Genomic DNA, 21,946 nt, shown 5'->3' with positions numbered 1-21,946 from the left:
CCGGGACCCATAACCACAGGGCTTTGTTGTTGAACGAAGCTGTGGCCCCAGCTCGTTCCACTATCTCGCCCTGTGGTTATGGGTCCCGGGTCGCGCTTCGCTTGCCCGGGACGATGTGAGTGGAGTTGGGCTCACCCACCTTGCAATCCCGCCCGAAGAATAGTTCTTGCTATGGCCATGACCGTTGACCTGCCCGCGCTGGAACGGACGGCCGCGCCGCGTGTGGCGCCGGCGCGGTGGTCGCGTTATGTGCGGCCGGTGCTCGGGCTCGCACTGCCGGTCGTGCTGGCGCTGGGCTGGGAACTGGTCGTCGCGCTCGGTTACTCCAACGGCCGCCTGGTGCCGCCGCCGTCAAAGGTGTTCGAGACCATCCTGGCGCTCGCCCGGAGCGGCGAGCTGTCGCGCCATATCCTTGCGACGCTGTGGCGGGTCGGCGCGGGCTTTGCGCTCGGCGTCGTGGGCGGCACCATCCTCGGTGCGATCTCCGGCTATTGGGGCCTGGCGCGCCGACTGCTCGACCCGACCGTGCAGGCGTTGCGCGCGATTCCCTCGATCGCCTGGGTGCCGCTGTTCATCCTGTGGCTCGGCATCTTCGAGACCTCGAAGATCGCGCTGATCGCGGTCGGTGTGTTCTTTCCGGTCTATCTCGGGGTGATGGGCGCCATCCTGTCGGTCGATCGCAAGGTCGTCGAGGTCGGCCGCGTGTTCCGCCTGTCCGGCTTTGCGATGATCCGCCGCATCCTGCTGCCCGCGGTGCTGCCGGCCTATGTGGTGTCGCTGCGGGTCGGGCTTGGCCTGGGCTGGATGTTCGTGGTCGCCGCCGAATTCATGGGGGCGTCCGAAGGGCTCGGCTATCTCCTGATCGACGGCCAGCAGCTCGGCAAGCCGGCGCAGATTCTTGCCGCGATCGTGATTTTCGCGATCCTCGGCAAGACCACCGACTGGCTGATCGAGATCGCCACCGCGCCGCTGCTGCGCTGGCAGGACGCGTTCGGCGCGCGGGGAGGGCAGTGATGCTTGCGCTGAGGGACGTCGGCAAGACCTATCCGAACGGCGTCCACGCGCTGGAACGCTTCTCGGCGGAGATCCAGCCCGGCGAGATCATCGCGATCATCGGCGGCTCCGGTTGCGGCAAGTCGACGCTGCTGCGCGCCATCGCCGGCCTCGATCGCGCCACCACCGGCAGCGTGATACTCGACAATGCGGTGATTACGTCGCCGCACGCCAAGATCGGCATCATCTTCCAGGAGCCGCGGCTGTTGCCGTGGCTCAGCGTCGCCGACAATATCGGCTTCGGCCTCGCCGATCTCCCGACTGATGCCAGGCGCGAGCGGGTCGCGACGGCGCTGGCCCGCGTTGGCCTCGCCGACAAGGCCGCGGCCTGGCCGCGCGAATTGTCCGGCGGACAGGCGCAGCGGGTCGCGATCGCCCGCGCGCTGGTGCCGCAGCCGGAAGTGCTGCTGCTCGACGAGCCGTTCTCGGCGCTCGATGCCTTCACCCGCCGTGACCTGCAGGACCATCTGCTCGATCTCTGGGCCGACACACGGCCGACCCTGATCCTGGTCACCCATGACGTCGACGAGGCCGTGGTGCTGGCTGACCGCGTGTTGGTGATGCGGCCGCGGCCGGGCCGCCTGTTCGAGCAGATCACCATCAATCTGGCGCGGCCGCGCGACCGCAAATCGGAGCTGTTCGACACCTTCAAGCGCCGCGTGCTGACCGCGCTCGACCGCTCGCTGGACCGGCAGGTGCGTGACGTCACCGACAAATCGAGCGCCGGCGAGGCGATGTGGTGGTGACATCGGCTCGTTAAGGCCTTACATCGGAACAAAGAAGAACAGCCGGGAGCAGAACCATGGACTCCGCCGAACTCCGCGCAATGCAGGCTCCGATCAAGGAGCGCTACAAGACCGACCCCCAGGCCGCCGTGATCACGCTGAAGGCCAAGGGCTCGATCGACAATGAGAGCATCTCCTGCAAGGTCGAGACCGGCCGCGCACTCGCGGTCGCCGGCCTGCATCCCGCCACCGGCGGCTCCGGGCTCGAGCTTTGCTCCGGCGACATGCTCTTGGAGGCGCTGGTCGCCTGCGCCGGCGTCACCTTGAAATCGGTCGCGACCGCCGTCGAGCTGCCGCTGAAAGTCGGCAATGTGTTCGCCGAGGGCGATCTCGACTTCCGTGGCACGCTCGGCGTCGACAAGGAGACCCCGGTCGGCTTCCGCGAAATCCGCCTCCGCTTCGAGATCGGCACCGACGCGCCGCAGGACAAGCTCGATCTGCTGCTGAAGCTCACCGAGCGTTATTGCGTGGTCTATCAGACCATCAAGAACGGCCCGAAGGTTTCGGTGTCGATGCAGCGGGTGTGACGCGTCGCCCCGGCGAAAGCCGGGGCCCATACGCCGTGTCCCCTGGTTCTCAGCCGTGCTGCCCAACGGCTTTCGCTCCTCACGACTAGTCGTGGTTATGGGTCCCGGCCTTCGCCGGGACGACGGATCGAATGTCCCCCGAACTCCACTTCGTCCTGATCCTCGTGCTGCGCATGGCCGTCGCCGCGGCGTTCGTGGTCAGTGCGTCCATCATCACGGAGCGCTCGGGGCCGGTGATCGGCGCGCTGATCGCAACGCTACCGATCTCGGCCGGGCCATCCTACACCTTCCTCGCGCTCGACCATGACGCCGCCTTCATCGCCGAGGGTGCGCTGGCGAGCCTGCCGGTCAACGCGGCCACGATCTATATGGGCCTGACCTACGCCGTGCTGGCGCAGCGCCGCAGCATGTGGATCAGCGCGGGATCCGCGATCGCGGTGTGGCTGGTGCTCGCCACCATCATCCGCCAGTTCGGCTGGTCGCTCGCCGGCGGGCTGCTCGTCAACGCCGTCACCTTTGCGATCTGCATTCCATTGCTCAGGCCCTACCACGTCGCCAAGATGCCGCTGATCGCGCGGCGCTGGTACGACATTCCGCTGCGCGCCGCGCTGGTCGCGAGCCTGGTCGGCACGGTGGTCACGGCGTCTGGCTGGGTCGGCCCCCGCGTCACCGGCGTGATGGCGCTGTTCCCGATCGTGTTCTCCTCGATGATGCTGATCCTGCACCCGCGCATCGGTGGACCCGCAACCGCAGCCGTGCTCGCCAACAGCGCCTGGGGCCTGATGGGCTTCGGCCTCGGCGTTGCGGTGCTGCATGTCGCGGTGGCGCAATTCGGCTCGCCGATTGGGCTGAGCTGCGCGCTCGCCACCTGCATCGTGTGGAATCTGGTGCTGTGGCAGATCGGGCGGAGGAAGAGCGCGAAGACGTCGAAAGCGTAGGGTGCGTCTTAACCTCCCCTTGAAAAGGGGAGGTTGCTTTGCTCGTTAGAGCAAAGCGGGTGGGGATCTGCTCTCTCCGCAAACAGCGTCGTCTGCGGCTGACCCCCATCCCGACCTTCCCCTTTCAGGGCGAAGGAGAAGGGTGAGCCGTAGCCCGGATGGAGCCAACGGGTCGCGCGAACGCGCGCCCGATGACAGGCTCAGCGCAATCCGGGACGGTCTCTCCGCTGATCCGGCTAAAGAGCCTTTTGTGGCGGCGGATGTCTCAGCATGAAGTCCGCTCGCGAGCGCACTGCAGGATTGGGATCATCTACAAGTCGGGCAACCAGAGGGGCCTCATCGTCCATTTGCGAGCGGACGACAATCATGGCATCCGCGACAATCTTTCGCACAAAAGGCGATCTGTCGCGGATACCTTCGGCGATGAGGTCTGCGACCGGGCGATCGCATTCGATGCTTCGATTGTCCAGCTTCGGAATGCGTCGTTTCGAGCCATAGACCTTGTCGAGCCAGACCCAGTCGAATCCGATCGGCCAGCTGGCCTTCCGCAAAATCAGGCACGGACAGGCGATGGCTCTGACCGGCGGCTGAACGGCCGCCATTGCCAGTCGCGGCAAGTGTTGGTCGAAGCCGGGATATCGCAATGCGGAGCGGAGACAGCCGCTCAGCCCGCCAGTCGGGCGTCTTTCAAGCTGAGCCGCCAATGCCGCGAGGACGTCGTCGCGAGCGAACAACGGATCAAGAGTTGCGACCTCATCGCACCACCGCCCCTAAACGAACCGTCGTTCAAGCAAGTAGAGGGCTGCCTCCGCGGCGATAGCAGCAGAGGTGTTTGCCGAAACGCGCCTGAAACATTCTATCGCGGCGCGACGAACCGGCCCGGCCCAGTCGTTCAGCCGCCATGCGAGCGCGGAAAGAAAGAACGACGACGTCGGGGGCGTTGCGATGGCGCAGAGAGCGGCCTCCCTCAGATAACCGTCCGGGTGAAACAGGAACAGCCACGCATAGTCGGCGTTTCGAAACATGAGCTGTCGCTCAGACTGCGGAAATCGAAACAAACGATCCGTCAGGGACGGGTGTTGCCACCACCAGGCGAAGCCGGCGGCCTGTGTAATCTCGCGGCTAGCGCGCACGATCTTGTTCGCGGACAGCGTAGAAAGCTCCGTCAGGATTTCGCTGAGTTCGTGGTCAGCGCCACTTCCGCGTCGCAGCTTGGCGCCCAAGCTCGATAGCTGCGCAACGAGTGATGGCGACAGAACTGGTCGTTCAGACGAGGCCATATCCTATTTTCGTCGTTTCGCGATGCTGCTGACAAGTGCATCTTAACGACGTTCATCCTTTCGGCAGCTTCGCCCTCAGCGCATAGAGCGCATCCAGCGCCTCGCGCGGCGACATCTCGTCGGGGTGCAGCGCCTTCACCGCTTCGAGCAGCAAATCCGTCTCGCTCGGCGGCTTGTCCTCGGCGGCGGCGCGCGAGGGGACGGCGAACAGCGGCAAATCGTCGACCAAGGCGCGCGCGGTCTGGCCGCGGTCCTGGGCCTCGAGCTTCGCCAGCACCGATTTGGCGCGCGTGATCACCGCGGGCGGCAGGCCGGCGAGTTTTGCGACCTGGATGCCGTAGGAGCGGTCGGCCGAGCCGGGCAGCACCTCATGCAGGAACACGACGTCGCCCTGCCATTCCTTGACCCGCACCGTGGCGTTGAACATCCGCGGCAGCTTGGCCGAGAGCGCCGTCAGCTCGTGATAGTGGGTGGCAAAGAGGGTGCGGCAGCGGTTGCTCTCATGCAGATGCTCGATCGCAGCCCAGGCGATCGACAGCCCGTCGAAGGTCGCAGTGCCACGGCCGATCTCGTCGAGGATGACGAGCGACCGCTCGCTGGCCTGGTTGAGGATCACGGCGGTCTCGACCATCTCGACCATGAAGGTCGAGCGTCCGCGCGCCAGGTCGTCGGCCGCGCCGACGCGCGAGAACAGCCGGTCGACGATGCCGAGCCGCGCCCGCGACGCCGGCACGTAAGAGCCGATCTGCGCCAGCAGCGCGATCAGCGCGTTCTGCCGCAGGAAGGTCGATTTGCCGGCCATGTTCGGACCGGTGATCAGCCAGAGCTGGCCGGATTTCTGTCCCGGCGCCGGCGACAAATCGCAGGCATTGGCGATGAATGGCTGGCCGTCGCGCTTCAGCGCCTGCTCGACCACGGGATGGCGGCCGCCCTCGATCGCAAAGCCGAGCGAGCCGTCGACGTCCGGCCGCACGTAATGGTCGTCGATCGCAAGTTTCGCCAATGCGGTCGCGACATCGAGCATTGCAAAGGCATGCGCGGCGTTGCGCAGATCGTCGCTGGCGGCGAGCGCCATCGCGCTCAGGCGCTCGAAGATTTCGAGCTCGAGATTGAGCGAACGCTCGCCGGCATTTGCGATCTTGGCTTCGGTCTCGCCGAGCTCCGATGTGGTGAAGCGAACCTGCCCGGCCAGTGTCTGGCGATGGATGAAGGTCGCATTGAGCGGCGGCGCGAACAGCTTGTCGCCGTGCTGCGCGGTGACCTCGACGAAATAGCCGAGCACATTGTTGTGCCGGATCTTGAGCGTCTTGATGCCGGTGTCCTCGGCATAGCGCGCCTGCATCGCGGCGACGACGAGGCGCGAGGCGTCGCGCAGATTGCGGCTCTCGTCGAGCGCGGCCTCGTAGCCCTCGCGGACGAAGCCGCCGTCGCGCTTGATCAGCGGAAGCTGTTCGGAGAGCGCGCGGGAGAATTCCTGCGCCAGATCGCGCGACGGGCGCTGCAACGCCGCCATTACGGTCGACACCTCGGCCGGCGGATTGGCAAGCTGCGCCAGCAGCTCCAGCGCCTGGTCGGCGGCCAGGATGCCGTCGCGCAGGCTCGCGAGATCGCGCGGGCCACCGCGGCCGACCGAGAGCCGCGCCAGCGCGCGCGACATGTCGGGCGCCGCGCGCAGCACAGTCCTGATGTCCTCGCGCGCCGCCGAATCCGCAACGAAGGCCGTGACGGCGTCGAGCCGCCGCGCGATCACGGCAACATCGGTGAGCGGCGCGGCGAGGCGCTGCGCCAGCAGCCGCGAGCCCGCCGCGGTGACGGTGCAGTCGATCGCATCGAGCAGTGAGCCGCGGCGTTCGCCCGCCAACGTCCGCGTCAATTCGAGATTGGCGCGGGTCGCCGGATCGATCGCCATCGTGGTGCCGGCGGCTTCGCGCGCCGGCGGCGACAGCGGCGGACGCTTGCCGACCTGGGTGCGGTCGATATAGGTGACGGCCGCGGCCGCGGCGGTCGCCTCCAGCCGCGACATCGCGGACAGGCCATCCATGGTCGCGACCGCGAAATAGTCGCACAGCCGCCGCTCGGCAGTGGCGCCGTCGAACACGTCGCGGGTCAGCGGCGTCACCGACGGCAATTCGCGCAAGGTCGGCGCGAGCTCGTTGTCGCTGTAGAGCGCGTCGGTGACGATGGCCTCGTTCGGATTGATGCGCGCCAGCGTCGCCGCAAGCTCCGCGTTCGAACACTCCGTCACCATGAATTCCGAGGTCGAGATATCGATCCAGGCGAGGCCGAGACGGTCGGCGCCGGCCGAGCCGCGGGCGCGCGCGATCGCGATCAGATAATTGTTGGTGCGGGCGTCGAGCAGCGTGTCTTCGGTCAGCGTGCCCGGCGTCACCAGCCGTACCACGCCGCGGCGGACCACGCTCTTGTTGCCGCGGGCTTTTGCCTCGGCGGGATTTTCCGTCTGCTCGCACACCGCGACGCGATGCCCGGCACCGATCAGGCGATGCAGATAATCCTCGGAGCGTTCGACCGGCACGCCGCACATCGGGATGTCCATGCCCTGATGCTTGCCGCGCTTGGTCAGTACGATGCCGAGCGTCTTGGAGGCGATCTCGGCGTCCTCGAAGAACAGCTCGTAGAAATCGCCCATCCGGTAGAACAGCAGAAGGCCGGGATGGGCGGCCTTTATTTCAAGATACTGTTCCATCATCGGCGTGACGCGCGACGACGCCTCGGCGGGAGCGGGTTCAGGCGGAGCGGGAATGGGTTGCTGGATTGTCATCAGGGGGCGGAAACTACAAAATTTCGTCGCGCGGTCCTATCCGCGAGAGCCGGGTTTTCCACCCTCTCCACGGCCTAAGATATGACAAGACATCACGGCAATGCGCGCTTGACGCGCGTCCCGGTCAATTGACCTGCCGCGGGCACGCTCCTAAAACTCCCCTCAAGTTCCAGCCGATCCAGCGCCTAAGTCGCGGCATTCAGGGAGAGATTCAATGCGTGATGTGTTCATTTGCGATGCCGTCCGGACCCCGATCGGCCGTTTCGGCGGTTCGCTCGCCAAGGTGCGCGCCGACGATCTCGCAGCGGCCCCGATCAAGGCGCTGATGGCCAAGCATCCGACGCTCGACTGGAATCAGGTCGACGAGGTCTATTTCGGTTGCGCCAACCAGGCCGGCGAGGACAACCGCAACGTCGCGCGCATGGCGCTGCTGCTCGCCGGCATGCCCGAGTCGGTTCCCGGCCAGACCCTGAACCGGCTCTGCGCCTCCGGCCTTGATGCGGTCGGCGCCGCGGGCCGCGCCATCCGCGCCGGCGAGATCGATTTCGCGATCGCGGGCGGCGTCGAATCGATGACGCGCGCGCCGTTCGTGATGGGCAAGGCGCCGGAAGCCTTCGCGCGCTCCGCCGAAATCTACGACACCACGATCGGCTGGCGCTTCATCAATCCCTTGATGAAGGCGCAGTACGGCGTCGATGCGATGCCGGAGACCGGCGAGAACGTCGCCGAGGAATTCCAGGTGTCGCGCGCCGATCAGGACGCGATGGCGATCCGCTCGCAGCAGCGCGCCGGCGCGGCAATCGCGTCGGGCTATTTCACCGAGGAGATCATCCCGATCCAGGTGCCCGGTGGCAAGGCCGGCCCCATCACCGTCGACAAGGACGAGCATCCGCGGCCCGAGACCACGCTCGAAGGTCTCGCCAAGTTGAAGCCGATCGTGCGCAATCCGGGCACTGTGACCGCGGGCAACGCATCCGGCGTCAATGACGGCGCCGCCGCGATGATCCTCGCTTCCGAAGCTGCGGTGAAGAAGCACGGCCTGACCCCGCGCGCAAAAATCCTCGGCCTCGCCTCGGCCGCAGTGCCGCCGCGCATCATGGGCATCGGCCCGGTGCCGGCGACGAGGAAGCTCGTCGAGCGTCTCGGCATCAAGGTGTCGGACTTTGATCTGATCGAACTCAACGAGGCATTCGCCTCGCAAGGCATCGCCGTCCTGCGTCAGCTCGGCGTCCAGGAAGACGCCGATTTCGTCAATCCGCATGGCGGCGCGATCGCGCTCGGTCATCCGCTCGGCATGAGCGGCGCAAGGCTGGTGCTGACCGCCGTGCACGGCATGGAGAAGCGGGGCGGGAAGCTTGCCTTGGCAACTATGTGCGTCGGGGTTGGCCAGGGTGTCGCGGTCGCGATCGAAAAGCTGAACTAGTCCAATAGCTTGGAAGGGCTGAAAACAGCCCTTCCCCAATTTGGTTATGCAATATAATGATCTGAGGTGAGCCCACGGGGCGCGTGGGCCGCGGAGGAATTCTCCATGACCTTGTCGTACCCGCTGCAATCGCTTGCGGCTCATCCGGCGCGGCTGTCGCCGGACTATCGCTCCACCGTGAAGCGTTCGCCGCAAAAGCCGCTGATCCCGATGCGGCACACGCTCTCGGAGCTGACCGGGCCGGTCTATGGTCATGAGACCGTGCGCGCGCACGACAACGATCTCACCATCCAGGCGAAGGGCGAGCCGCTCGGCGAGCGCATCATCGTGCACGGCCATGTACTCGACGAGGACGGCCGCGGCGTGCCCAACACGCTGGTCGAGCTGTGGCAGGCCAATGCCTGCGGCCGCTACATCCATGTCGTCGACCAGCACCCGGCGCCGCTCGATCCCAATTTCACCGGCGCCGGGCGGACGCAGTCCGATGCCGCCGGCTATTACAAGTTCATCACCATCAAGCCCGGCGCCTATCCCTGGGGCAATCACCACAATGCCTGGCGGCCGGCGCATATCCACTTCTCGGTGTTCGGGCATTCCTTCGTCTCGCGTCTTGTCACGCAGATGTATTTCCCCGGCGATCCCTTGTTTCCGTTCGACCCGATCTTCAATTCGGTGGCCGATGCGAAGGCGCGGGCGCGGATGATCTCGTCGTTCGATCTCGACAACACCAAGCCGGAATGGGCGCTGTGCTACCGCTTCGATATCGTGCTGCGCGGCCGCAACGCCACGCCGATGGAGACCAAGTAACGTGTCGAACCAGCGTCCTGATGGAATCACGCCCTCGCAGACCGTCGGTCCCTATTTCAAGTACGGCCTGACGCCGAACGGCGAATATGAGTGGAATGACGCCTTCACCAACAACCTCTTGACATCAGATGTCTCGGGCGAGCGCATCCGGGTCGAGGGCAAGGTCTATGACGGCGACAGCGCCGTGATCCCGGATTGCATGCTGGAGATCTGGCAGGCCGATAGCCAGGGCCGCTTCTCCGATCCGCAGGATACGCGCGCGCTGCCCAATTCGTCCTTCAAGGGTTTTGGTCGCTGCGGCACCGACAAGAGCGGTGGCTACGCCTTCGACACCATCAAGCCCGGCGTGGTGCCGGATGCCGACGGCAAGCCGCAGGCGCCGCATATCGCGCTCGCGGTGTTCGCGCGCGGCATGCTCTTGCATCTCTACACGCGGATCTATTTCGACGACGAGGCCGGCAATGCCGCCGATTCCGTGCTCGCATTGGTGCCGGCCGATCGCCGCGCCACCTTGATCGCCAAGCGCAAGGCCGGTGCGGGCCATACCTACACGTTCGACGTCCATCTGCAGGGCGACAACGAGACGGTGTTCTTCGACGTCTAGCCGGCTGCGGCGCGCCGTCAGCGGCGCGCAAATCCAGCATTGAAAAGACTGACAAATCCGCTGCGCGCCTTCGTCGCGGCGGATTTCGTTTGACTATGCATGATTAGTTATATAATAGATAAGTTATATAACTGGAACGAGATCAAGCATGGCCAACCTCGATGCCGCCTTCTCCGCGCTCGCCGATCCGACCCGCCGGGCGATCCTGGCGCGGCTCGCTCTCGGCGAGGCGACCGTGATGGAGTTGGTCGAGCCGTTCGAGATGACCCAGCCCGCGATCTCCCGCCATCTCAAGGTGCTCGAGGGCGCGGGCCTGATCGTGAAGCGGATCGAGGGCACCAAGCGCCCGTGCCGGCTGGCGCCGACGGCGGTCGCCGAGATCGATCAATGGCTCGGCATGCTCAGGCGGGCGCTGGAAACCAATTACGACCGGCTGGACGGCGTGCTGGCCGCGATGAAGCCCGAGACGTGAAAGGTGCCCCATGAGCGAGTTGACGAGCAAGTTGACGCTGACGACCGAAGGCGACCGCCATGTCGTCGTCACCAGGCGCTTCGTTGCGCCGCCCGAGGCGGTGTACCGCGCACACACCGAGCCTGAGCTGCTGCAAAAGTGGCTGCTCGGTCCTGACGGCTGGACCATGCCGGTTTGCATTAGCGAAGCTCGGCCCGGCGGCCGGATCCGTTTCGAATGGAGCGACGGCAAGGGCCGCGGGTTCTATCAGACCGGCGAATATCTCGCGCTCGAACCGTTCAGCCGCATCGTGCATGTCGGGCGCATGCATCTGCCCGATCCGACGCCGGACAACCATGTCGAGACCACGTTCGCGCCTGACGGCACCGGCACCCTCATGACCTTGCGGATGACGCTGCCGGATGCCGCGACGCGCGCAGCGATGCTCGCGACCGGCATGGAGCACGGCATGGAAGACAGCTATGCTCGGCTCGACCGCATGAGCTGAGCGCGACTGACGTGAGGGACAATGCGCGACCGTTTCCTGACCGGCCTGATCGGATATCCGATCGCGCATTCGGCGGCGCCTGCGATGCATGAGCAGGCCGCCGCAGCGCTCGGCGTCCGCTGTCACTACCAGCTGATCGAGGTCAAGGGCGCCGGGCGCGACGATCTGCGCGCGATGCTCGACGGCATCAGGCGGCTCGGCTTTGCCGGCATCAACGTCACCTTTCCCTACAAGGAAGCGGTCGTCGAGCTGCTCGATGACCTCGCGCCGGATGCGCGCGCGATCGGCGCGGTCAACACCATCGTCGTCGATGGCGCGCGGCTCGTCGGGCATAACACCGACGCGACCGGCTTTGCGCGCGCGATCGAACCGCTGCTGGCGACCGCGCCACGCGGCCCGATCGCGCTGATCGGGGCCGGTGGAGTCGGCAAGGCGATCGCGTTTGCGCTCGCCGGCCTCGGCGTCGCCGAGCTCCGTGTCTTCGACGCCGATACCGCCAAGGCCGCGCAGCTTGCGGCACAGCTGCAGGATCGTCATGCGGTTCAGGCCATAAGTGTCGCGGCCGCGGTGGACGGCGCCGCAGGCCTCGTCAACGCAACGCCGGTCGGCATGCTGCCAAGCCGCGACGCGCCAGTGCCGGATGCGCTGCTGCGTCCCTCAATGTGGGTCGCCGACGCCGTCTACACGCCGCTATGGACGCCGCTGCTGACAGCGGCAAAGGCCAACGGCGCAAGCGTTCTGACCGGACGCGACCTCGCGATCAACGCATCGGCGGATGCGTTCGAGCTGTTCACCGGATTGACGCCGCCGCATGGCGCGATGGCAAATGCGTTCGACGCCGTTATGGCTGCGCGCTACTCTGCATCCGCCTGAAGGACGGAGACATTTAATGACAAAAATCAGGATCGGTCTGGCCGGCTGCGGCTTCGTGTCGGAGCTGCACATGTATGCATACCGGCGCGTCTATGGCGTCGATGTCGAGGTGAGGGCGGTCGCGGCGCGCGGCGATCATGTGAATGAGTTCGCCGGCAAGCATCAAATCCCGAACGCCTATCGCAGCTTTGCCGAGCTGGTCGCCGACCGCGAGCTTGACGTCATCGACATCTGCACGCCGCCGAACCTGCACGCCGTGATGATCGTAGACGCAATGCAGGCCGGCAAGCACGTGATCTGCGAGAAACCGTTCAGCGGCTATTTCGGGCAGCCCGGCGACAAGGCGCCGATCGGCAGGCACGTGCCGAAAGCGCTGATGTATCAGCGCGTGATGGAGGAGATGGAAAAGACCCGCGCCGCGATCGAGCGCAGCGGAAGACTTTTCATGTATGCCGAGGACTGGATCTACGCGCCGGCGGTGACCAAGACCGCGGAGATCATCCGCGCCACAGGCGACAAGATCCTGTTCATGAAGGGCGAGGAAAGCCATTCCGGCTCGCATGCCGCGCATGCCGCAGAGTGGGCGATGACCGGCGGCGGCTCGCTGATTCGGATGGGCTGCCATCCGCTGTCGGCGGTGCTCTATCTCAAGCAGGTCGAGGCGAAAGCCCGCGGCGAGACGATTTCAGTTGCCAGCGTCACCTGCGACGTCGGCAATGTCACCGCCGGCCTCAAGCCCGAGGAGCGCGCCTACATCAAGGCCAATCCGGTCGACGTGGAGGATTGGGGCACGCTGACCGCAACCTTCTCCGACGGCACCAAGGCGACGGTGTTTTCCGGCGACATGATCATGGGCGGCGTACGCAATCTGATCGAGACCTATACGAGTGGTGGCTCGCTGTTCGCCAACATCACGCCGAACACCCATCTGACGAGCTACCAGACATCAGAGGAGAAGCTCGCCTCGGTCTACATCACCGAGAAGGTCGATCGCAAAACCGGCTGGCAATATGTCTGCCTCGAGGAAGAATGGACCCGCGGTTATCTGCAGGAGATCCAGGATTTCATGGAATGCGTCTCAACCGGCCGCGCGCCGCTCGCCGACCTGGCGCTGGCGTATGAGACGACCAAGGTGAACTACGCCGGCTATTGGGCCGCGGATGAGGGCAGGCGGGTTGTGTTGTAGCTACGCGCAACGCTTCCCTTCTCCCCTTGTGGGAGAAGGTGGCGCGCAAAGTGCGCCGGATGAGGGGTTGTCACCGCGAGTGCAATCGTAAGAGGTCATTCGCGGAGAGAAACCCCTCACCCGCCTTCGATGCGTTGCATCGAAGCCACCCTCTCCCACAAGGGGAGAGGGTGCAGCGCCGCTGCCGCCGCAGTCTGAACGTCGTCCCTACGCCCCATACACCGATCCCTTCGGCAGCGGAAACACCGGGTCCTGTGTCCTGATGTTGGTCGGCCACACCACGGTGATGCGCTCGCCGGCGTTCTGCATCACGACCGGGGTCGAGCGCTCGTTCTGGCCGGACATCGGCGTGCCCGGCGGATAAAACTTCACGCCATAGCCCTGGATGGTGCCGCCCGGCGGGATGTCGACGTCGAGCGCCGCCTTGCGGATCGCCTCGGGATCGAAGCCGCCATATTTCTCCTTGGCGACCGGCAGCACATTGTTGAGCAGGACCCAGGTCTGGTTAAAACCCATCGAGCAGTGCGGCGGCACTTCGGTGGCGCTGGTCTTGTCGCGATAGCGCGCAACCATGGTCTTGGTGAGGTCGCCGACCCCCGGCGCCAGCTTGGCCGGATCGAGCAGCTGCGCCGGAACGGGGTCGATGTTGCAGAAATTGTCGATGTCGGCGCCGAACGCCGTCCGCAGCTTGTCGAGCTGGCTGTAGCCGGCGCCGGCGCCGAACAGCATCTTGAACTTCAGCCCGCTCTCGCGCGCCTGGCGCAGGAACAGCGTGATGTCGGGGTTGTAGCCGGCATGCGAGATGATGTCGGCCTTGGCGCGCTTCAGCTTGGTCACCAGCACCGACAGGTCGGGCGCCGAGGCCGAATAGCCTTCCTTGAGCACGACCTGCAGCCCGGCTTCTTTCGCGAACGTTTCGTCGGCGGCGGCGACGCCGACGCCGTAGGGGCCGTCCTCATGGATCAGCGCGACCTTGACGTCCTTCGGCTCCATGCCGAGCCTGGCCTTGGCGTGCTCGGCGAGGAAGCCGCCAAAGGCCTGGCCGTATTGGTCGGAATGGATCTGCGCGCGGAACACATATTGCAGGTTCTTGTCCTTGAACACGGCGGTGGAGACCGCGGTGGTGATCCAGAGGATGCGCTTCTGCTGCTCGACCTTGGCGGCGAGCGGCACCGCGTGCGAGCTCGCGAACACCCCGTTGAGGATGTCGACCTTCTCCTGGTCGATCAGCCGATTGGCCTCGTTGATCGCCACATCGGGCTTGCTCTGGGAATCGACATTGACCGGCGCGATCTTGTACTTGCCACCGACGCCGCCCTTCTCGTTGACGAGATCGATCGCGATCTGGGTGCCGATCGAGGAGGCGACCGAGCCGCCGGCGGCAAACGGGCCGGTCAAATCGTAGATCACGCCGATCCGCACCGTTTCGGCCTGCGCCTGCGCCCGTGTCCAATCGAAACTGAAAGCAGCGGCGGCAGCCGCTGAAGTCTTCAGCAGCGTCCTGCGTGAAGTCGGCATCGCGTCCTCCCCTGAAGCCGTCATTGCTGTGACGGGTATTGCTTGTTTTCCAGGGAGTATTGGGAGGCGAGGTCGGAAAGTCAACGCGATTGCGGGCGCGGGGTCTTGCGCTTTCGGAGGGTGTCGCGGTCCACACTGTCATCGTCCGGCTTGACCGGGCGATCCAGTATTCCAGAGACAGCAGTGCTTGAGCAGGATAGGCCGCGGCGTACTGGATCGCCCGCCTTCGCGGGCGATGACACCGGGGGAGACGTCGGCAGTGCGGTCGGAGCGCGGACCTACTCCATCACCGCGGCATGGTCCGGGGGCGCCGACTGCTTGCGCAGCGCGGCCTTGGTTGAGCCGATCATCATCGCGAGCGGGATCGAGACCAGGATGAACAGCATCACCAGCTGGTAGTCGTGCGAGAACGCGATGATCTGCGACTGCGCGGCGACCATCCTGTCGGCCATCGCGCGGCCGGTATCGGTGTTGAGGTTCATCATGCCGGATATGTCAGGCATCTGCAGCGCGTGGTTGAACGGATTGATCTGCTCCGAGAGTTTCGCGTAGATCCGCCGCCCGCCCTCGGTCAGCTGCGCGATAACGATCGAGATGCCGACCGAGCTCGCGACGTTGCGGAACAGCGTCAGCATCGAGGTGCCGTCGGTGCGCAGATGGTTCGGCAAGGTCAGGAACGCCACCGTCGAGAGCGGCACGAAGACGAGGCCGAAGCCAAAGCCCTGGACCACGCTGACGGTGATGATTTCGTTCGCCTGGGTCATGTCGGTCCAGCCGGTCATCTGGAACAGCGACGCCGCGGTCAGCGCGAGGCCGGAGATGATCAGTGTGCGCGCCTCGATGTAGCGCATCATGCGGCCGACCAGCATCATCGCGACGAAGGTGCCGGCGCCGCGGGTCGCCAGCAGCAGGCCGGCGGTAATGATCGGATAGCCGACCACGTTCTGCAGATAGGGCGAGGACAGCGCCATGGTCGAATACAGCACGAGGCCCATCACCGTCATGAACACGACGCCGCCGAGAAAATTCCGGTCCTTGAAGATCGCGAACTGGATGAACGGCCTGTCGGTCGTCAACGAATGGGCGAAGAAGAAGTAGCAGCCGACCGCCGCGACGATGAACTCGATCATGATCTCGTTGGACTCGAGCCAGCCGAGCTGCTCGCCGCGGTCGAGCGCGAGCTGCAGCGCGCCGATCGCCACCGCGAGCGCGCCAAAGCCGAACCAGTCGAAGCGCAGATTGTGGTCCTGCCTGGTCTCGTCCATGAAGATTGCAAGGCCAAGCACCGTGAAGGCGCCGAACGGCAGATTGACGAAGAACACCCAGTGCCAGGAATAGGTCTCGGTCAGCCAGGCGCCCAATGACGGCCCCATGATCGGGCCCATCATCACGCCCATGCCCCAGATCGACATCGCTTTGGCGCGCTCATGCAGCGCGTAGGAGTCGAGCATCACGGCCTGCGACAGCGGCACCAGCGCCGCGCCGAACACGCCCTGTAACAGGCGGAACAGCACCATCTGGTTGATGTCCTGCGCCAGGCCGCACAGCACTGACGCGAAGGTGAAGCCGGCCGAGCAAATGATGAAGATGCGCTTGCGGCCGAAGCGGTTGGCGATCCAGCCCACCGGCGCGGTCATGATCGCGGCCGCGACGATGTAGGAGGTCAGCACCCAGTTGATCTGGTCCTGCGAGGCCGACAGCGATCCCTGCATGTAGGGCAGCGCGACGTTGGCGATGGTGGTGTCCAGCGCCTGCATGATCGTCGCGGTCATCGCGCAGATCGTCACCATGTTCCGGCGCATGCCGGGTACGGCGGATGGTGACGGTGCATTCATTCAGGTCAGTCTCGCCTTGTCGAACGTGTCGGGAATCACCTCTCCCGCTTGCGGGGGAGGTCGGCGCGTAGCGCCGGGTGGGGGCTCTCTCCACAAGACTCGTGGAGAGAACCCCCACCCCGACCCTCCCCCGCAAGCGGGAGAGGGGGCGCACTGTCTCTGCGGTCGACAACTCGACCAAAAACCCAATTCGATCGTTAGTCCTGGTGGTCCGGGTGCGCCGAGGCCGGCGACAGCCCGAGCAGACCCGCCAGCGTGCGGCGGTGGTTGGTGTCGATCGTGGCATAGACGCTCATGCCGGCCTTCAGCTTCTTCACGAACGGATCGTTCTCGTCGAAATAGATCCGCACCGGCACGCGCTGCACCACCTTGACGAAATTGCCGGTGGCGTTCTGCGGCGGCAGGATCGCGAATTGCGCGCCGGTGCCGGGCGACAGCGAGCCGATCTTGCCTTTGAACTGATGGTTCGGGAACGCGTCGACGTCGAGCTCAACCGGCTGGCCGACCGCGACAAAGGTGAAGTCGCTTTCCTTCGGGTTGGCGTCGACCCAGGGATGGTCGACGTCGATCACCGAGAACACCGGCGCGCCTGCGGCGACGAAGCGGCCGAGCTGGATCTGGTCGACCTGGGTCGCCACGCCGTCCATCGGCGCGCGCAGCACGGTGTGATCGAGATTGCGCTGGGCGTCGTCGAGCTTGGCCTTGGCCTGGGCGTAGGGCGGGAACTGCTCGATCGGCAGATCGACATTGCCGAGCAGCTGCGTCTTGGCGTTGGAGATCTGCTGGCGGATGTATTGCGCGAGGCTCTCGGCCGTCACCTGCGCATTCGCCGCGTTGTCGAGGTCGAGCTGCGAGCCAAAATTCTGCTTGGCGAGCGTCGACTTGCGGTCGACGTCCTTCTTCTTCAACTCGATGCTCTGCTGAGCGAATTCGAGCATCCTGCTGTTGATCTTGATATTGTCGACCAGATTGTCATAGCTGGTCCTGGTCTGGTCGAGCGCGGCCTTGGCCTGCGCGACCGCGAGGCGGAACGGCACCGGATCGATCTCGAACAGTTCGTCGCCCTTCCTGACGTGCTGGCCTTCCCTGACGACGATCTTGTCGATCTTGCCGGATATCTCCGGCGTGATCAGCACCTTCTGCGCGCCGACATAGGCGTCGTCGGTGCCGACATAGCGGCCGCCATTGAGATAGAACACGATGCCGCCGATCGCAGCCACGGTCGGCAGCACGACCAGCAGCAGCGTGCGGCGATAGCGCCGCAGGCCCGCCATCAGGCGACGGCGCGGCGCGCGGCTGGCCTTGCCCGACGGCGCGGGCGTTTCCGGATTGCTCTTCTGCTCGGGTGCCAGCTTGAGCACGGGTTCAGCCATAGCGCTGTTCCTTTCGGGAGGGTTCGCCGGCTGGGCTTTGGATGGCATTGCGAACGTTTTCCTTGATCGATTCCAATTGAGTGAGCAGGCGGTGCGCGTCGGCCGGGCTGATGCCCTCCAGTGCGGTCGCGGTGAGTTCGGAGCGCAGGCCGGCCAGCTTGCCGAGCAGCGGGCGCGCGGCCTTCTTGAGATAGAGGCGGTTGACGCGGCGGTCGCTGTCGTCGCTGCGGCGCTCGATCCAGCCATTGTCGCAGAGCTTGTCGATCAGCCGCGTCAGCGTGATCGGCTGCATCTCGAGCAGCTCGGCGAGCTCGGTCTGCTTCAGCCCTTCCTGGCGCTCCACTTTGGACAGCACGGCCCATTGCGCGCGGGTGATGCTGTAGCGGGCGGCCTCCTTGTCGGCATAGACGCGGATCAGGCGGAACACCTCGCCGAGCGTAAACAAGAAGTCCGTATCCACGGAACCGCGCATAAATCCTGCCTCCATAAGCTTTGGATATAATAAGCTTGCTTATGAATTCTGCATGCCAGGTTAACGGGAGGCTGCCCCGCGTTGCGCACATGGCTGCGGGCCGGCAAGGCTGGCGGGCTTTGGGAACGCGGGCTGGAATGCTATCTTAACGCGGTATGAGCCTCGCGAAGCCGACCTTTCCTGCCCCCGACCACGACCACGGCCGCTGCGCCGCGGACGCGATGGCGCATGCCGAGCAGGTCTGTGCGCGCCGCGGCCAGAAATTCACCCCGATCCGGCGTCAGGTGCTGCAGGCGCTGCTGTCGAGCCATCGCCCGCTCGGCGCCTATGAGGTGATCGACGAGCTGGCCAAGACGATGCCGCGGCCGGCACCGATTACCGTCTACCGCGCGCTCGACTTCCTGATGGAGAACGGCCTCGTGCACCGCATCGAGAGCCGCAATGCCTTCCTCGCCTGCGCGCACGACCATGACGAAGCCTCGATGGTGGCGTTCCTGATCTGCGACCATTGCGGCTCGGTCGGCGAGATCCCGGCCGCACCGGTCGCGCAAAGCCTGACGGCTGCGGCGCGGGCCTCGGGCTTCATCCCGAAACTGTCCGTCGTCGAGATCGCCGGCACCTGCGCGCATTGCCAGAAGACGTGATGCGCGGATGCGATTGAGGCAGGCGATCACCGCGAAGATGCTCTGCCCCTCTCCCGCTTGCGGGGGGGGGGGCTGGGGTGGGGGTGTCACCGCGAGTCGTTTTGTGGAGAGAGCCCCCACCCGCTGCGCTCTTCGAGCGCAGCGACCTCCCCCGCAAGCGGGAGAGGTGAGGCAGCGTTGAGCGATTAGATCCACAAGCAACAACACGGCACCAAGCCGGCCCGCGAGGAAACATGTCGACCCAAGCGATCACTGCCCACGTCACGAGGCCCGTCAGCGTCGGCCATGGGCTGCCGCCCGGCGCCATCGCCGTGATGCTGATGCTGTGCGTCAGCTGGGGCTTCAACCAGCTCGCGGTCAAGCTTGCGCTGCCCGATGTGCCGCCGATGCTGCAGGCGATGATCCGCTCCTCAGGCGCGCTGCCGGTGATGCTGATCGTGGGCTGGCTGCGCGGCGTCAGATTCTTCGAGCGCGACGGCTCGCTCTTGCCCGGCGTGATCGCCGGGCTGATGTTCGGCTGCGAATTCGTGCTGATCTTCACCGGGCTGGTCTTCACCTCGGCGTCGCGCGCCTCGGTATTTCTCTACACCGCGCCGTTCTTCGTCGCGCTGGGTTCGCACCAGTTCCTCGGCGAGCGTCTCTCCACCGTGCAATGGAGTGGCCTTGCGCTGAGCTTTGCCGGCGTCGCGCTCGCGATCGGCGTGCCGCAACCGAATGTCGACGCCAAGGTGCTGCTCGGCGATCTCATGGTGGTCGGCGGCGGCGCGCTGTGGGCCGCGACCACGCTGGTCGCCAAGGGCACGCGCCTGCGCCAGGCCGCGCCGGAAAAGGCGCTCGGGTACCAGGTCGCGATCTCGATTCCGATCCTCGGGTTTGCCGCCTGGATCGCGGGCGAGCGCATCGACCATGTGCCAAGCGCGCTCTCGCTCTCGCTGCTCGCCTATCAGGCGGTCTGGGTGGTGGGCTGCACCTTCGTGATCTGGTTTGCGATGGTGAAGACCTATTCGGCGAGCAAGCTGTCGGCCTTCACCTTCATCACGCCGCTGTTCGGCGTGGTCGCGGCCTATTTCATCGTGCACGACACGCTGACGCCGGTGTTCGGCGTCGCCGCGCTGCTGGTGATCGCCGGCCTCTATCTCGTCAACAAGCCCGACCCGAAGGTGACGCCGGACCCGAACGTGCCGGCGTGAATGGTGAGGTGAGCACGCTTCTCAGGCTCCCTCTCCCCTTGCGGGAGAGGGTGGGGAGAGGGGTGGCCCCGGGCCAGCTGATCGATGAACGCATCGCTTTCGCGACTTGTTCGCTTGTCGTCATAACGAGTACGGAGAGCGCACGTCGTGTGGCACCCCTCTCCCTAACCCTCTCCCGCAAGGGGAGAGGGAACTCTTCCGCCGGTGCTTCCCTGACGTTTGAGTTCGACGGGCCGCTGAATCGAAAAGGACCGTCACATGGACGGTCCTTTTCTGCCGGTTGAAATTGCCCTGTAAAAACCCAAACGTGAAAAATGCTCTGCAAATTACGGTCGTGCCGGCAGAGATTGTATTACGACCGTCCTGGCTCGCCAGAAATCCGGATCAGTACGGTGTTCCGGCATGGAACTGGCGCGGATGGTTAATGCCGCAGCTCGCTACATCATCCGCTCATGCATCTCGAAATCGACATAGACCGCCGGGTGATGCAGGCCGCGGTCGGACAGCATCTTCGCGCTGCCGGCGCCGAGATCGGTGACGTCAAGTGAAGTGCCGAGCCCATCCCGGTACAGGATCGGCTGATAGCCCTTGATGATCCTCTGGCCGAACGCCGGGTAGGTCGGCGGGCCATCGGAGAACGCGTGACGGAACGCCTGGTAGAGCGTCGACGAGCGCAATGCCTCTATCGCCGCCCGCCCGTGTCTATCGCCAAGGCAAAGGCGTATCCTGAAATAGGTGTTGTAGTCCTGGCGCTGCTTCTCGATTGCGATGAATGCATCCGCATCCGCTCCGTGGAGTGTGTAGTAGGCCGCCGTTCGATCCTGCTCCGGCGTGGCCGTTTCGGCCGCCTGCAACTGCGCTCTCTCCTGCTGCAGGAGGCTGTCGACGTCGATTGGTCCGGCCTGCTTGCGGAGGTCGGCCGCGTGCTTGCGCTGACGCTTGCCCGATGGTTCAGGTCGATCTCCGCGCCGCCGTGCGGCATGACGCGCCAGCCGGCGGCTTCAAGTCGCGCCCCGGTCCCTGACAACAGCGCGTCGAAGGGCGGCGAGGAGATGCCGTGTGCGTAACGCGCGCAGAGATCGACGACGATGTTGCACGCGGCAGTGACGCCAGGGTCGGCCTTGTCCGCGACGGCCTGTGTCCCGCCATCCGGCGGGATGGCGAATACGGCCATGACGGCTTTGGAAAAACGGGAGACCTTGCGTTCCGCCTCTTGCCTCGCGACTACGGCCGCATCAGGCGGAACGGTCCCCGATGAACCAGCGCCGGCCCCCGGGTGTGCCGTCGAAGCGGTCGGCTGGCTTCGCCTTGCGAGCGCGGCGAGGAAACAGAAACCAGAGAAGGCAAAGGCGCAGGTCGCCGGGAAGGCGGCGATCAGGCCATACGGCACGTGAACGCCAAACCAGGCCTCGACGCGATCCTGGATCGCGGCAAAGAAGTAGAAGATGGCGAACGGCGCGACCGCAAAGAACGCCGCGAGCCCGGTGGTCAGGCCGCTGTCGTGGAAACGCCGGGCCGTCACCGCAAACAGCGGCTGCGCCATCGCAATCGCGACGTAGATCGCGCTGTCGAACTGGTGTGCCGCGAGCAGAACCAGCAGGCAAAAGCCGAAGAACCACCAGAACTCGGCGCGCGACGCCTGGCCGCTGAAATCGGCGAATTTCCTGAAGCAGGTGGCGATCGAAGCGGTGGCTTGCATG

The 21,946-nt window shown here is 65.3% G+C and carries 22 protein-coding genes; 13 read left to right on the top strand and 9 right to left on the bottom strand.

Going from position 1 to position 21,946, the window contains the following annotated elements; all coding sequences use genetic code 11:
• Positions 1-177 precede the first annotated feature (177 nt).
• The 4 genes from G6P99_RS46645 (at position 178) to G6P99_RS46630 (ending at position 3,303) form a co-directional block, all read left to right on the top strand.
• Entirely contained in the window at positions 178-1,014 is an 837-nt protein-coding gene (locus tag G6P99_RS46645) for an ABC transporter permease (protein WP_029079508.1), read from the top strand.
• Positions 1,014-1,799, top strand: coding sequence for an ABC transporter ATP-binding protein (locus G6P99_RS46640; protein WP_029079509.1), 786 nt, complete (start codon positions 1,014-1,016; stop codon positions 1,797-1,799). The genes G6P99_RS46645 and G6P99_RS46640 overlap by 1 nt, the downstream gene beginning before the upstream one ends.
• Positions 1,800-1,855: 56 nt before the next feature.
• Positions 1,856-2,365, top strand: a complete 510-nt coding sequence (locus tag G6P99_RS46635) for an OsmC family protein (RefSeq protein WP_029079510.1) — start codon at positions 1,856-1,858, stop codon at positions 2,363-2,365.
• A 131-nt stretch (positions 2,366-2,496) separates the two neighbouring features.
• On the top strand, positions 2,497-3,303 hold the full coding sequence (locus G6P99_RS46630; protein ID WP_029079511.1) for a hypothetical protein: 807 nt from the start codon (positions 2,497-2,499) through the stop codon (positions 3,301-3,303).
• Between the two features lie 236 nt (positions 3,304-3,539).
• On the opposite strand, the gene G6P99_RS46625 is transcribed toward G6P99_RS46630, so the two are convergent.
• From G6P99_RS46625 to mutS, 3 genes are all read right to left on the bottom strand, one after another.
• Entirely contained in the window at positions 3,540-3,905 is a 366-nt protein-coding gene (locus G6P99_RS46625) for a hypothetical protein (protein WP_029079512.1), read from the bottom strand.
• A 168-nt stretch (positions 3,906-4,073) separates the two neighbouring features.
• On the bottom strand, positions 4,074-4,526 hold the full coding sequence (locus tag G6P99_RS46620; RefSeq protein ID WP_029079513.1) for a hypothetical protein: 453 nt from the start codon (positions 4,524-4,526) through the stop codon (positions 4,074-4,076).
• 109 nt (positions 4,527-4,635) lie between these two features.
• Entirely contained in the window at positions 4,636-7,362 is a 2,727-nt protein-coding gene (mutS, locus tag G6P99_RS46615; RefSeq protein WP_029079514.1) for a DNA mismatch repair protein MutS, read from the bottom strand.
• 214 nt (positions 7,363-7,576) lie between these two features.
• Between mutS and pcaF the strand changes: the two genes are divergently transcribed.
• The 7 genes from pcaF (at position 7,577) to G6P99_RS46580 (ending at position 13,214) form a co-directional block, all read left to right on the top strand.
• On the top strand, positions 7,577-8,785 hold the full coding sequence (gene pcaF, locus G6P99_RS46610; protein WP_165126870.1) for a 3-oxoadipyl-CoA thiolase: 1,209 nt from the start codon (positions 7,577-7,579) through the stop codon (positions 8,783-8,785).
• 105 nt (positions 8,786-8,890) lie between these two features.
• Positions 8,891-9,592, top strand: coding sequence for a protocatechuate 3,4-dioxygenase subunit beta (pcaH, locus tag G6P99_RS46605; protein ID WP_029079515.1), 702 nt, complete (start codon positions 8,891-8,893; stop codon positions 9,590-9,592).
• Between the two features lies 1 nt (position 9,593).
• A complete protein-coding gene (pcaG, locus tag G6P99_RS46600; protein WP_029079516.1) occupies positions 9,594-10,196 on the top strand; it encodes a protocatechuate 3,4-dioxygenase subunit alpha in 603 nt (200 codons plus the stop codon).
• Between the two features lie 148 nt (positions 10,197-10,344).
• A complete protein-coding gene (locus G6P99_RS46595; RefSeq protein ID WP_029079517.1) occupies positions 10,345-10,668 on the top strand; it encodes an ArsR/SmtB family transcription factor in 324 nt (107 codons plus the stop codon).
• 10 nt (positions 10,669-10,678) lie between these two features.
• Positions 10,679-11,155 carry an SRPBCC domain-containing protein gene (locus G6P99_RS46590; protein ID WP_035976477.1) on the top strand — a complete coding sequence of 159 codons (477 nt, stop codon included), beginning with the start codon at positions 10,679-10,681 and terminating at the stop codon, positions 11,153-11,155.
• Positions 11,156-11,176: 21 nt separating this feature from the next.
• Positions 11,177-12,028: a shikimate dehydrogenase gene (locus tag G6P99_RS46585; RefSeq protein ID WP_029079519.1), complete on the top strand. Its 852-nt coding sequence runs from the start codon at positions 11,177-11,179 to the stop codon at positions 12,026-12,028.
• A 16-nt stretch (positions 12,029-12,044) separates the two neighbouring features.
• Positions 12,045-13,214, top strand: coding sequence for a Gfo/Idh/MocA family protein (locus tag G6P99_RS46580; protein WP_029079520.1), 1,170 nt, complete (start codon positions 12,045-12,047; stop codon positions 13,212-13,214).
• Positions 13,215-13,421: 207 nt separating this feature from the next.
• On the opposite strand, the gene G6P99_RS46575 is transcribed toward G6P99_RS46580, so the two are convergent.
• The 4 genes from G6P99_RS46575 to G6P99_RS46560 all read right to left on the bottom strand — a co-directional run bounded on the left by G6P99_RS46575 (position 13,422) and on the right by G6P99_RS46560 (position 18,412).
• Complete coding sequence (locus tag G6P99_RS46575) at positions 13,422-14,732, bottom strand: ABC transporter substrate-binding protein (RefSeq protein WP_029079521.1); 1,311 nt, start codon at positions 14,730-14,732, stop codon at positions 13,422-13,424.
• 278 nt (positions 14,733-15,010) lie between these two features.
• Positions 15,011-16,567, bottom strand: coding sequence for an MDR family MFS transporter (locus G6P99_RS46570; RefSeq protein WP_029079522.1), 1,557 nt, complete (start codon positions 16,565-16,567; stop codon positions 15,011-15,013).
• A 197-nt stretch (positions 16,568-16,764) separates the two neighbouring features.
• Positions 16,765-17,988: an HlyD family secretion protein gene (locus G6P99_RS46565; RefSeq protein ID WP_334261891.1), complete on the bottom strand. Its 1,224-nt coding sequence runs from the start codon at positions 17,986-17,988 to the stop codon at positions 16,765-16,767.
• Positions 17,933-18,412 carry a MarR family winged helix-turn-helix transcriptional regulator gene (locus G6P99_RS46560; protein ID WP_156928453.1) on the bottom strand — a complete coding sequence of 160 codons (480 nt, stop codon included), beginning with the start codon at positions 18,410-18,412 and terminating at the stop codon, positions 17,933-17,935. Before G6P99_RS46560 ends, G6P99_RS46565 begins: the two co-directional genes overlap by 56 nt.
• Before the next feature lie 155 nt (positions 18,413-18,567).
• On the opposite strand from G6P99_RS46560, the gene G6P99_RS46555 reads away from it, so the two are divergent.
• The gene (locus tag G6P99_RS46555) at positions 18,568-19,056 is read left to right on the top strand and encodes a Fur family transcriptional regulator (RefSeq protein WP_165126866.1); all 489 of its coding nucleotides are present in this window, start codon (positions 18,568-18,570) and stop codon (positions 19,054-19,056) included.
• Positions 19,057-19,370: 314 nt separating this feature from the next.
• Positions 19,371-20,246 carry a DMT family transporter gene (locus tag G6P99_RS46550; protein ID WP_084518367.1) on the top strand — a complete coding sequence of 292 codons (876 nt, stop codon included), beginning with the start codon at positions 19,371-19,373 and terminating at the stop codon, positions 20,244-20,246.
• Between the two features lie 437 nt (positions 20,247-20,683).
• On the opposite strand, the gene G6P99_RS46545 is transcribed toward G6P99_RS46550, so the two are convergent.
• Positions 20,684-20,923, bottom strand: a complete 240-nt coding sequence (locus tag G6P99_RS46545) for a hypothetical protein (RefSeq protein ID WP_165126864.1) — start codon at positions 20,921-20,923, stop codon at positions 20,684-20,686.
• 5 nt (positions 20,924-20,928) lie between these two features.
• On the bottom strand, positions 20,929-21,945 hold the full coding sequence (locus tag G6P99_RS46540) for a DUF805 domain-containing protein (protein ID WP_165126862.1): 1,017 nt from the start codon (positions 21,943-21,945) through the stop codon (positions 20,929-20,931).
• Position 21,946: the final 1 nt, after the last annotated feature.

Source organism: Bradyrhizobium sp. 6(2017), assembly GCF_011058295.2.
In the GTDB taxonomy this organism is placed as follows: Bacteria; Pseudomonadota; Alphaproteobacteria; order Rhizobiales; family Xanthobacteraceae; genus Bradyrhizobium; species Bradyrhizobium septentrionale.
The sequence above is the reverse complement of the archived record's forward strand: the minus strand, read 5'-3'. Positions and strand labels throughout refer to the sequence as shown.